General features: G+C 47.3%; 8 protein-coding genes. 4 read left to right on the forward strand and 4 right to left on the reverse strand.

Going from position 1 to position 12,300, the window contains the following annotated elements:
• Window positions 1-2,975, reverse strand: a 2,975-nt coding sequence (locus K8R76_05560; protein ID MCD4847637.1) for a hypothetical protein, incomplete at its 3' end; no start/stop codon positions are given.
• A gap of 719 nt (window positions 2,976-3,694) precedes the next feature.
• Here K8R76_05560 and K8R76_05565 point away from each other — a divergent pair.
• From K8R76_05565 to K8R76_05580, 4 genes are all read left to right on the forward strand, one after another.
• Complete coding sequence (locus K8R76_05565) at window positions 3,695-4,915, forward strand: ABC transporter permease (GenBank protein ID MCD4847638.1); 1,221 nt, start codon at window positions 3,695-3,697, stop codon at window positions 4,913-4,915.
• The gene (locus K8R76_05570; GenBank protein MCD4847639.1) at window positions 4,912-5,958 is read left to right on the forward strand and encodes a hypothetical protein; all 1,047 of its coding nucleotides are present in this window, start codon (window positions 4,912-4,914) and stop codon (window positions 5,956-5,958) included. Before K8R76_05565 ends, K8R76_05570 begins: the two co-directional genes overlap by 4 nt.
• Window positions 5,959-6,082: 124 nt before the next feature.
• Window positions 6,083-6,907 (forward strand): metallophosphoesterase, encoded by an 825-nt coding sequence (locus K8R76_05575; GenBank protein ID MCD4847640.1) that lies wholly within the window; start codon window positions 6,083-6,085, stop codon window positions 6,905-6,907.
• A 16-nt stretch (window positions 6,908-6,923) separates the two neighbouring features.
• Window positions 6,924-8,789 carry an aspartyl protease family protein gene (locus tag K8R76_05580; protein MCD4847641.1) on the forward strand — a complete coding sequence of 622 codons (1,866 nt, stop codon included), beginning with the start codon at window positions 6,924-6,926 and terminating at the stop codon, window positions 8,787-8,789.
• Here the strand turns inward: K8R76_05580 and K8R76_05585 are convergent, their stop codons facing one another.
• Genes K8R76_05585 through K8R76_05595 form a run of 3 tightly spaced genes read right to left on the reverse strand, consistent with a single transcriptional unit; the run spans window position 8,790 to window position 12,299 of the window.
• Window positions 8,790-9,302, reverse strand: a complete 513-nt coding sequence (locus K8R76_05585; protein ID MCD4847642.1) for a biotin/lipoyl-binding protein — start codon at window positions 9,300-9,302, stop codon at window positions 8,790-8,792.
• Window positions 9,274-10,767, reverse strand: coding sequence for an acetyl-CoA carboxylase biotin carboxylase subunit (locus K8R76_05590; protein MCD4847643.1), 1,494 nt, complete (start codon window positions 10,765-10,767; stop codon window positions 9,274-9,276). The genes K8R76_05585 and K8R76_05590 overlap by 29 nt, the downstream gene beginning before the upstream one ends.
• Window positions 10,767-12,299, reverse strand: a complete 1,533-nt coding sequence (locus K8R76_05595; GenBank protein MCD4847644.1) for an acyl-CoA carboxylase subunit beta — start codon at window positions 12,297-12,299, stop codon at window positions 10,767-10,769. The genes K8R76_05590 and K8R76_05595 overlap by 1 nt, the downstream gene beginning before the upstream one ends.
• Between the last annotated feature and the right edge of the window lies 1 nt (window position 12,300).

Raw genomic sequence — 12,300 nt, forward strand, 5'->3', positions numbered from 1 at the left:
CCTGTAACCAATCCCTGGTAGACACTGGATCCGTAACGCAGATACTCTATTATAGTATTTCCGCCGATGGTGATGTACTCCGTCTCCCTGCCACTTTCTGAGATATTCAGAAATGCGGCAGAACTGTTCCGAAGCGATCCGCTGACAGTGTTGATAACACCTCGGAGGAGAGAATCTCCGGATACCTCAAAACTGCAGCCCTCAGAAGAAGGAAATACATGGCATACTCCACCGTCTCCGAAAAACACGTAAAAACGGTTGAAGTTGTAACCCCCGGAGGATACTTTCGCCAGCCACAGCGACATTCCCGCGCTCAGGTCATTTCCGTTGAAGATCGAAGTATAATAGTCACTGAACAGGATTTCATTTATACCGTTAATCGTTCCCCGGGTTGCAGCTATTGAGGCTATCGATCCTCCCCCGGCTTTCAATGCAAATTCCTCTGCCATACAATCAGCGGAAACCATGTCGAATTGCCCGACATTACAGGTTGCGAAGATCATTACGGGCAGGCGCCCTTCATTGTAAACTCTCTGGGCATCACTTGATACAAGCAGTTTCTCCTGAGCAATCTGGCCATAGGAGCCATGCCCGAAGTAGATCATGTTTGCACATCCAGAAGTCAGTTCCGCCACAAGATCTTCCCTTGCCTGCGGCTTTTCAGGGTGCAGTCCTTCCGTAGAGGTGCCGGGAGGCCAGGGATACTCAATAAGGTAGAATTTCACCCTGTCGAAACTTTTCGGCAGAACTGAATCAGCAAAATACTCGCAGGTTAATGTGTAAGCGGACTCATTTTCCGAGGTTTTATTCCAATCGTCATCAGCGATCAGAAGGAATTTGTTTGCCCACTGACCGGAAGGTTCCACTAATTCGTACAGCATGAGCTTGGAGAGATAAGCAGCAAGTTCAGACCGCGTAGAAACCGGTATTCTCGACAGCGGGGTTTCTGGATACACACCTTCATTATGAGCGATCACGTAGAAGTCATCAACGTTATTTCCATCAGTGCCGGCCAGCTTGATGTATGCCGGAATCATCGTTGGCGTTGACGTTACCCGCATAAGCGGATCGTACGAACCGTCTCCCACAAGCACGAGAGCCTGCGCGGGATTATCCCACGAATCCTGAGTATACCTGAAAAATGATCTTATCGCTCCGGGATCACGGAGCCCCTGACCGAATTCATCGTATATCTCTCTGGTGGTAACCATGACGGTGGATAAACCTCTCATGCCGTATATGGTCTCAAGAGGTTCAGCAGCCTCGAGCAGCTCGTCTGCCACAACTAAAGCTATATCGCCCTGAATTCCGGTTCCGATTATCCTGCCTGGTTCTGCCGGCAGCAAAGAGTCAGGAGACAGGTAACCATCGGTTCCTGTAAGCCACAGTTCGGATCCGGGCTCAATTTCAAGTGATACATTGAGCAGTCCACCTGCAATACTGCCTTTCAGCCTGTTAACGGTGAACGGATTTGAGACATCCAGAAGACTGCAGGAGTCCGCAGCGCCTCCCAATGAAAAGCTGAACCGGCCTTGAACAATATCGATGAATCGAAGCAATCTCTCTGCGGCGTAAGACAAACGTCTGGGGTAATCAGCCTGGAAATAATTGAAATATACTGTTCCGGGGTCGTTCCTTGTGGTCACTTTCAGCAGGTTCATTGAAGGATCGAGAGTAAGCCCCTCGAATACGAATATCTGTTCGCGTTTTCCATAAAAAGACGTATCGGCAATCAGATCACCGTTAAGCTCAAAGGAAACGTCATGATTATCGTATGAGGTTGAGATCAGGGAGATGACCAGGCTGCCGTCTCCGTCAACTGATGAACTTGAGAAATAGAAGTAACCGGGAATGTTCTCGTAGAGCATAGTCCATACCCACCCGGTACTATTCTCCCAATTTGCGACCCAGATATAATCCTGTTCCTGCCGGAAGCAATGCAGGAGGCTGTCGCCCCATGCCGGAGATCCGTCAGGCGTCGCGTCCAGTGTATCCATTCTCAGTCCATTTTCACCTCCCCACGTGAGCCAGTAGATATTATGGGTCGCGTAGCGGTGCTGAAGCCTTTCAAATTCTTTATTGAATTCATTGAAATTAAACCTGTTCAGATCAAAGGCGAAGAATCTGAGAGTATCGGATTCATCAAATATCCCGTCCCCTCCGTCAATCACCTCTATTGCAATCTCGCTCAGCAAATGCTCTTCTCCAGGATCCATGATATCAAATTGTGTTCCGGGCCCTCCGAACATCCGAAGAGAACTTGATGGAACACCGGTTACATCACATCCAGCCTGAGCAAACTCATCACCGGTTACTGAATAAAAACCGGTAGAGGAGATAGCTATTCTGACCCATGGAAGTCCCCAGAACGGGCTTGTGGCCCGGGTACTGGAATTCGGCCAGTAAACAGAAGAAGGAAGACAGAGAGTACTGAGAAGCGGACTGTCTATCTCGCGTGAGCCACTTCTCGATGGCCATTCAAGCCGAATATTCAGTTCAGAAGGAATTCTTGAATTGTCCCCCGAAGCAAACGGCGCAACGGTTACAGCGGCAACGGTTGTTCCGGCGATATGCATTGTTTCTAGTTCAGCGTAACTCCCACGGTCTCCTGATGGCGTTATCAGGGGAATAATCCATTCGGTGTCCAGACCGGAACCGGTCGGAACCGGTGTAACCAGAGATGGACCGGGGAACTCAATTCTCTGGAAACTTACCGGTGTACATGTAATGACAGGTTCGCATCCGGGTGGAACGGGTATGAAATACGTCCTGACAGGAGTTACATAATCTCCCTCTGTATAGGATAATCCCATTCCATGTATTGTAGGATACCAGTACTCATCGTATTCATGAAAATCAGGTTCACCAATTACTACTGAAAACGAGCATCCGTTCATACCGGAGTATTCTACGGAAACAATGTCCGATTGATCCCGCATATTCAGTATGCTAAGAACTATTAATAACTGAAGCAAAATTCAGCTCCTTTCAGTAGGAGATACTACTCGATACTGAACATACGGTGCAAGGTGTCTCAGGATGAATGAATATAACTCCTGTTCTCAGGATATGTTCCCATACATTGAATCTCACTTTCGAAGCATGGATGATTATACTTCTTATGAATTATATACAACCTGACTAAAACACGTAAGGCTGCTTCATCACATTTCAATTGAAAGCTGCTCGTGACGAAAACAGGCTATATCTGCAGGTTATTTAGTTCGTATATTATGGAAGGTCGATTGAGCATAACGCAGTATGCGAGTGTCTTATACGCCGTTGCAGTAGTAACTCTGGTGAGATATGCGGACTGAGTTCGTATATTTTACCGGGTTGCGTAACGAAACGGTGTAGAAACGCTCGCAGACAAGGCATGCGAATGAGATCAACGCAGATGTATTATATATACTTCAAGGAAGGTCGATTGAGCATAACGCAGTATGCGAGTGTCTTATACGCCGTTGCAGTAGTAACTCTGGTGAGATATGCGGACTGAGTTCGTATATTTTACCGGGTTGCGTAACGAAACGGTGTAGAAACGCTCGCAGACAAGGCATGCGAATGAGATCAACGCAGATGTATTATATATACTTCAAGGAAGGTCGATTGAGCATAACGCAGTATGCGAGTGTCTTATACGCCGTTGCAGTAGTAACTCTGGTGAGATATGCGGACTGGGTTGGAGAACATTATGAATTCGCTTTCCTGGCACCTTGCGTGGAGATACCTTCGAAGGCATCCGAGAAGGAAGCGCTTTGCTTTTTCTACTGTGGTCAGTGTCGCCGGTGTAGCTCTTGGAGTTGGCGCGCTGATGATTGTAATGGGTGTACTTACAGGACTTGAGGATTTTATCGAGGAATCTGTCATCACGGTTGATTCTCCCATTACGATCACGCCGGACAGCGGAAATGTTCTCCATCTGACAGACGATTTTATCGAGGAGATAGAGATCCTTCCTTCTGTCAGCAGTATTTCGCCATTCATACAGGGAGAAGCGATAATTCGACTGCCTTCAAGGGGAGTGGATTCAGGATGCAGAATACTTGGCGTGGACGAGGAGAAGTTCACGGAAGGCATGATGGGCAGCAAGCTCTCATATGGAGAACTGACGTTATCAACTCCGGAGGGAAGTGACTGCATCATAATGGGTATATACCTTGCCGAGGAGTTCTTTCACCCGGTTGGAGACACTCTCTTTCTTTTTCCCCCGAAAGCATTTTTCTCCAGCAGGAGCCATGCCATCGGCAGAGCGATTCTCTCCGGCGCGGTGGAAACGGGGCTTCCAGTCAACGATGAGACACTTGCGTACATTCCTATTGATCTTGCTCAGAGAATGTATCTCCCCGATGGCGGTTATTCGGGAATGAATATCCGCCCGGCAGAAGGTTTCTCCCCTGAGAAAACCGCGGAAGAGATCCGCGAAATACTTCCCGCTTCTATTTCCATTAAAACATGGAGGGAACTGAATCCGGATCTGACAGCTTCAATGAAACTGGAAAGAATGGGAGCATTTCTGGCACTTCTTCTCATTACTCTTGTAGCGACATTCAACATAATGGGAACCATATCCAGATCAGCAATTGAAAGAATGAGAGACATTTCCGTTCTGAAAGCAATGGGTGCAACCGACAGTTTGATCTTCAGAGTATTCCTGTGGGAAGGCGCGCTTGTAGGAGTAATCGGTGTATGCCTTGGGCTGATGATCGGTCTTGCCTGCTGCTGGGCTATCGGTGAAACAAACATCATTCAGCTCCCTGATGTGTATTCGTTTCATGAAAACATCCCTGTCAGTATCTCAATTCCGGAAGTTGTCCTGGTAGGAATCGTCGCGTTCCTGCTCAGTATTGGTTCCGGCGTTCTTCCCGCCATGAAAGCTGCCAGGCTGGATCCGGTAAAGGGGCTGGGGAGTTGAACTTCCTTCTGATACTGCTTCTGGCTTACACTTATTCACCTCAGGATTCCTGCTGGAACCTTGTAACTCTTGACAGCATTCCGGATAGAGCGATTCTATTCGCCGAGATCGCGGCAAGAGACGGCGGACAGGCAGGTGTTGATCTGGCTGTGATGCTGGAAATCGCAGGGAGATTCCCGCAGTCATTAATGTGTTACAATCTGGCGGCTAATTCCGCTTCCGACCCTCTCCTTGTTGAATGGCTGGATACCAGAATAAGCGGAACCAGGATCCTTGATACTCTCCTGATTCTGAAAACTGTAATCAGTAATAAGAGTGATATTACCGCAACTGACATCACTGTGGAAATACCTCTGCCTGAATCACACCCGCCTTACCAGAGAATTGATTATCTGGCCAGTTCGTTCGTACAGGATGGGAATCTGCTGAAGCACCATATTCCCACCCTTCCGGGAAGAACACAGATCATCCTGCCGCTTGTTCTGCACATAACTCAGAACCCGTACACGTTCAGACCATTCTCCAGATCTTCTCCGTGTATGGATATACCATTTGATGATTTAACTTCATTGATCAGATCCCTTCCAGTTCCAGCCGAAACGGATAATCAGGGACCATGTCTCGAAATGGCAAATACGCTTAGGGAAAGAAGCATCGAGATCGGTCTGGATCTTCAGACGGTAGGAGGATTGGTCAGAATCGGAACCGACAGTATCCTGTTCCATGCCTGGAATCTGGTTTCCAATAATGGTTTACCGATAGACGCTCTCCTTTTTCTGACTGATTCTCTCAGAGGAATAGGACATTGTCCAACGGATCTGATCCCTCTGTGGAATTATGAATACACGAATGGACATGAAGTGTCTGTGTATTACAGAAATCAGGATGCTGAACTCAGCGTATCCATGGAAGCGATATTTACCAGCCCTGAATCAATCATGTGGATACTGGAAATTATTAATACGCACATTTCACCAGGGTTACTACTGCAACGGCGCATAAGACCCCCGCATACTGCGTTATGCTCAATCGGTTCTCCTTGAAGTATTTAATCTTTCGCCCGCGGATGCTCATTCGCATGCCTTGTCTGCGAGCACTTCTGCACCGTTTCGCATTCGCAACCTGGTGGAATATGCGAATTAATCGTTTTTCAATAGTGGCACTTCAATGAACAGAAGAACTTTCCTGAAAACCGCGGCTGCCGTTACCGCCGGGGGAGCAACAGGAGGCTTATGGTCCGCATTCATTGAACCTCACTGGCTTGAAACCACATACACGCAGGTACCCATGGTTAATCTGCCGATGAAATTCAGGGGCTTCCGAATCGCGCTGCTTACCGATATTCATCTTGGACCGTTTGTCACCGAATCGTGGGTGCAGAACTCTGTTGCTGTAATTAACTCAATGAAGATCGATCTGGTTGTACTTGGTGGTGACTTCGTGATGCACAGTGCAAGTTACATTGAACCGTGCATGAGGATTCTTGCCGATCTTACTCCTCCGTCGGTCGCAGTTCTTGGTAATCATGATCACTGGGAAGACGCAGAACTCACCGAGACACTTCTTCATGATCTGGCGGGTTCAGAAGTACTCAGAAACAGGGGAACATGGATCACTAGAGAAGATGCTTCAATCCGAATATGGGGAGTTGGGGATCTATGGGAAGACGAACAGCTGCTGGACGGCTGCCGACCCGACCGATACAACGGACCTGTAATCCTGATAACACACAATCCTGATTTCGCTGAGGAGATACCGGAGGGTACGGCTGATCTTGTTCTCGCGGGGCATACACATGGCGGGCAGGTTGTACTACCCATCATTGGCGCTCCGATTCTACCCTCATATTACGGGCAGAAATACCGCTCCGGTACTGTCTGGAATGGAAAAACAATGGTTTACGTATCAAGGGGCATAGGTGTAGGAAGCCCTCCCGTAAGGCTGAATTGCAGACCGGAGCTTGCTGTACTGGAATTATGTTCCGCAAACTGAGCCCCAGGAGGTTCTCATGAGACGAATATTGCTTACAACTGCCCTGATATTACTTATCCAGAACTTCACCGGATGCGGAAGCAGCAACGATTCCAGCCGGGAAGTGTCCACAGAAGAAAATACCGATGCTCAAATCGATCCTGTCTCCGAAGTACTTCAGAGATGCATAGAAGCAGCAGGCGGCCGGGAGGCGATTGATAATCTTCAGGTTATTCATACTATTGACAGTCTCTCGATGGCAGGATTATCGGGTACAACTGAGTCATGGTGGGTAAAAGAACCATTCATGGGTTTCTCCATTACCGAACTCGGTCCGGTTCAACAGGAAATACTGATTCTGGGAGACAGTGTCTGGACGATCGACAGAAATGGACACCTGTCTTCAGGAGGAGCAGAAGCCCGTGATGAAATGGCCCTTTCGAAAAGAACGATTTTCTACGACTACCTTTTCGATACCTCCATGCTCTCCATTGCTGAGGACACCCTGATAGACAGTATCATGACAGTACCACTGCATCTTGAATTCCAGCAGGAGATAATCTTCTATGTGTCGAAGGAAACATGGCTCCCTGTACTAATGACAGCTGAGGTTATGGGTCTTGAAGTAAGGAGCTATCCTGAAAATTACGAATCACTGCAGGGAATTATCGGACCCATGTCCAGCAGGAGTGTAATACCGGCATTCGGTCAGGAAATAGTAACAGAGAATATCCTTACAGAATACAATATTTCTGTTCCGGAATCGCTTTTTACTCTAACCTCCCGAAGCGGAGACTGGAAACTGGAAGATCCCGGTATACCGATGACATTCTATCTCAGAGGAGAACATATCTATCTTGAAGGAGAAGTTAACGGCACTTCTGTCAATATACTTCTCGACAGCGGGGCAGGAGCAACCGTTCTTGACAGCACGCTTGCTTCTGATCTGGAGCTTTCAGGATCCGGCAGACTCCCGGTAATGGGAATAGGCGGAACCAGAGAATTCTCGTTTGTTAAGGTTCTATCCTATTCCGTGGCAGGGGCTCTTCTGAGTGATCAGTATCTGGCCGTCATGCCGCTTGCTGAGGAATTCTACCCAGCAACGGGAGAAAGAATCGATCTGATACTGGGATACGATTTTCTGAGCCGCTTTGTTACAAGAATAGATTACGGATTAGAAACAATAACGCTGTTTGACCCTGACAGCTTTCTGATTCCCCCGGATATAACAGTACTTCCAACTGTGAGAACAATGAGCCTCCTCTCTGTAGAAGCCATACTTGAAGATTCGATTCCCATTAACCTTCTGCTTGACACAGGCGCAGGGGGCTGCATCCATCTCACACCTGGTTTCTTTGAGAAGCATCCGGATTTCCTTCAGGACAGACCTTCATTTGAAACTGAAGTCCGAGGTATCGGGGGTGAGGAATCGATAATGGGTTTCCGTGTCTCAAGCGTTACACTTGGAGACTTCACTGTCCCAGGTGGAATATGCTCAAGCTTTGACGGTGGTGATATCTTCAATCAGTTTGATGGCATACTTGGTGCGGGTATCCTCTCCAGATTCATAGTTTATCTTAATTATAATTCCTCTTCAGTTTTTCTTGAGCCCTCAGCCCTCTTCCATGAAGGACTTCCGGAAACACTTACCGGAATGGGACTGGAAATCGCGGGGAATGAGCTTATTGTCAAAAATATTATAGGAGGATCACCCGCAGATGATGCCGGGGTCATTAAGGGAGATATTCTTCTGGAAGTTGACGGTCATCAGGTCAGCTCCGAACAATTGAATGAAATACATGATCTGCTGCCGGATACGACAGATATTCCGGTTATTCTGAAAGTTCTTCGAGAAGGCTGCGAAATTGAACTGGAACTGATTACTGGAAGATTGATCCCCTGATCAGGTGTCCAGCACCAGGAGGTCATCTCCTGAATTAACTGTAGCACCTGATTTCACAGAGATATTGAGTATTATTCCCGAAGCGGGAGCGGCTATTTCGTTCTGCATTTTCATTGCTTCAAGAACAAGAAGAGTATCTCCCGCCTTCACCTGATCACCTTCGTTGACATTAATCTCAACAACAAGACCCGGCATGGGAGCTTTAATAACCTTCTCGCCACTGTCCGACTGTTCCGAAGAGGTTGTTACTTCCCGTTCATCAATTACACTTAAGTTGTAAACCTCTCCCCTTGTGGAAACCTGATAGTCTTTTTCGAAATGCTCCACTTCCACATTGAAGGATTTACCATCTATGAGAATGGAAAGATGGGCAGGAGATATTCTTGAAATACTGATTATCTTCTTTTTTCCGTCGATTTCCATTTGAAACAGTTCATCATGAGGGCGAACTTCAAGTCGAGAAGCTTCTACTTTCAGAGTGTGATTACCATCCGATACTAGGTATGCCACCATAAATCCTTCCCGACAGTTTCCAAGCATCAGCCTTCTGTGCATTAGAAGTGAATTTCACCTGTTCATCTGTCATTGCGACTATAGCAGCAGCAATCGCTGCAATTTCAAGATACTCTTTTGTTTCTGTATGTTCAATCTGCGGAACAATTCCAGTGTCATAATTCCCGCTGCTGAAAGCCTTGTTCACAAGAACTCTTCTATGGAATGGAATTGTGGTTTTCACCCCTTTTATCTTGTACTCGTTCAGTGCTCGAAGCATTCGAACAATAGCCTCTTCCCTGTCCTTTCCCCATGTGATGACCTTGGAGAGAAGGGGGTCATAATAGACTGGAACATCGTACTCTTCAGCTATGCCTGATTCAACCCTTATTCCAGGTCCGGATGGTTCAATAAGCTCTTTGATAAGCCCTACGGATGGAAGAAATGTTTCAGGATCTTCAGCGGATATTCTGCATTCTATTGCTGCTCCGTTAATTCCTATATCCGACTGTTTCAAGGAAAGAGGTTTTCCGGACGCGATTTTTATCTGTTCCTTCACAAGATCCACACCGGTTATAAGTTCGGTTACAGGATGTTCCACCTGAAGCCGTGCGTTTACTTCAAGGAAGAAGAATTCTCTGTCGGAATCAACCAGGAATTCAACAGTCCCAGCATTGGTATAGCCGGATACTTTTATAGCTTCCACTGCCGCTATACCCATTCTTCTTCTCAGATCCTCATCAACAATGCAGCTGGGAGACTCCTCCACCAGTTTCTGATAACGTCTCTGGACAGAACATTCACGCTCGTTAAGATGGATTATGTTTCCGTGTTCATCAGCAAGAATCTGTATTTCTATATGTCTGGGTTTCACCAGAAATTTTTCAAGATAAATATCGGGATTGCCGAACGCGGATTGAGCCTCAGCCTGAGCCCGCTCAAAAGCAGACCTCAGCTTGTCCGGAGATTCAACTACCCTGACGCCTTTTCCTCCACCACCCGCAGTAGCTTTCAGCAGAACCGGATAGCCAATTGTCTCAGCAGCTGAAATGGCTTCATCCGCGGTTGCCAGCGGTTCCATAACCCCTGGTATAATTGGAATACCTGCATTCTTCATTATTTTTCTGGCTTCAGTCTTGTTCCCGAGGAGAGCCATAGCCTGGTGAGACGGTCCGATGAAAATCAATCCTGCGTTGGAGCAGGCTTCGGGCAGCAGTGGATTCTCGGCCAGAAATCCGTATCCTGGATGAACTGCCTGGCAATCGGACATCACAGCAGTCTCGATGATTTTCTCAATAACAAGGTAACTCTGTCCGGAAGGAGGAGGGCCAATCTCGTACGCTTCATCAGCGTATCGAACATGCTTTGCTGATCTGTCAGCCTCTGAAAAAACAGCTACGGAAGTGATGCCCATCTCGTAACAGGCTCGGGCAATTCGAACAGCAATCTCGCCCCTGTTCGCGATAAGGATTCTGTTGATCTTCATTATATAGGCCCGTTACAGTGCTTTTTTGGCGGATTAGTGACACGTTTACCGGAGAGTGTCTTGAGGGCTGCGATAAGCCTGGGTCTTGTTTCGTGCGGTTTTATAACTTCGTCAATAAACCCCATTTCCGCGGAAACAAAGGGATTACTGAATTTCTCATTATATTCGTCTATGAGCAATTGACGTCTTGCTTCGGGATCCTCATCCTTGGCGATATCCCTTTTGAACAGAATTTTCACTGCTCCTTTCGCACCCATTACCGCGATTTGTCCCGTAGGCCAGGCAAAATTGATATCCGCCCCGACATTCTTGGAATTCATGGCTATGTAAGCGCCTCCAAATGCCTTTCTTGTGACTACGGTTATCCGAGGAACCGTGGCTTCGCAGAAAGCAAACAGCAGTTTAGCGCCTTCTCTGATAACTCCTGCATGCTCCTGATCAACTCCCGGAAGGAATCCCGGCGCGTCTTCAAACACTAATAAAGGTATGTTGAAGCAGTCGCAGAACCGGATGAATCGAGCGGCTTTAGCTGAAGACAAAGTATCGAGTACCCCGGCAAGAACCGCTGGCTGGTTGGCAATAAGACCAACCGGTTTACCATCCATTCTGGCCAGACCAATGATCATGTTTGGAGCGAATCCGGACTGAATTTCAAATATTGCACCATCGTCCACTATTGATGAAAGAATGGTCATCATGTCGTATGGCCTGGAAGAATCGGATGGCACTATTGAATCAAGTGATTCATCACTTCTGTCGATGGAATCGATGCATTCAATCTGAGGGGGATCATCAATATTATTCTGCGGAAGGTACGTCAGAAGCTCCCTTATCATTGCCAGACATTTCTCCTCGGACTCCACGGAGAAATGAGAAATACCACTTTTCGTGCTATGGGCAGATGCGCCGCCCAGTTCTTCGAAAGTCACGTCTTCGTGTGTAACCTCACGAATAACATCAGGCCCTGTCAGAAACATGTATCCTGAATGATCAACCATGAAAACGAAATCCGTAAGTGCCGGGGAATAGACTGCTCCTCCCGCACATGGACCCATAATCGCTGATATCTGGGGAATAACACCTGAGGCTTTGACATTGTTATAAAAAATATCCCCATACCCCGCGAGGGAATTAACACCCTCCTGAATACGTGCTCCTCCGGAATCTTTTATGGCGATAATGGGTGAACCATTCTTCAGAGCAAGATCCTGAATCCGTGATATCTTATCTGCAACAGCTTTTGACAGCGATCCACCGAAGATTGTGAAATCCTCCGCGTATGCATACACGTTGCGACCATGAATAGTACCATATCCGGTAACAACACCGTCACCGGGAATCCTTTTTCCATCCATACCGAAATCGTAGCAGTTATGAGTAACCAGCATACCAATTTCCTGGAATGTATCAGGGTCCAGAAGAAGATGAAGTCGTTCCCGTGCAGTGAGTTTACCGGATTCATGACGCTTCTGGTTCTTTTTCTCTCCGCCGCCTTTAAGCGCTTCTGTTCTTAAATCGTCAAGTCTGGACACT

This window comes from Candidatus Aegiribacteria sp. (genome assembly GCA_021108435.1).
Taxonomy (GTDB): Bacteria; Fermentibacterota; Fermentibacteria; order Fermentibacterales; family JCC-6; genus Aegiribacteria.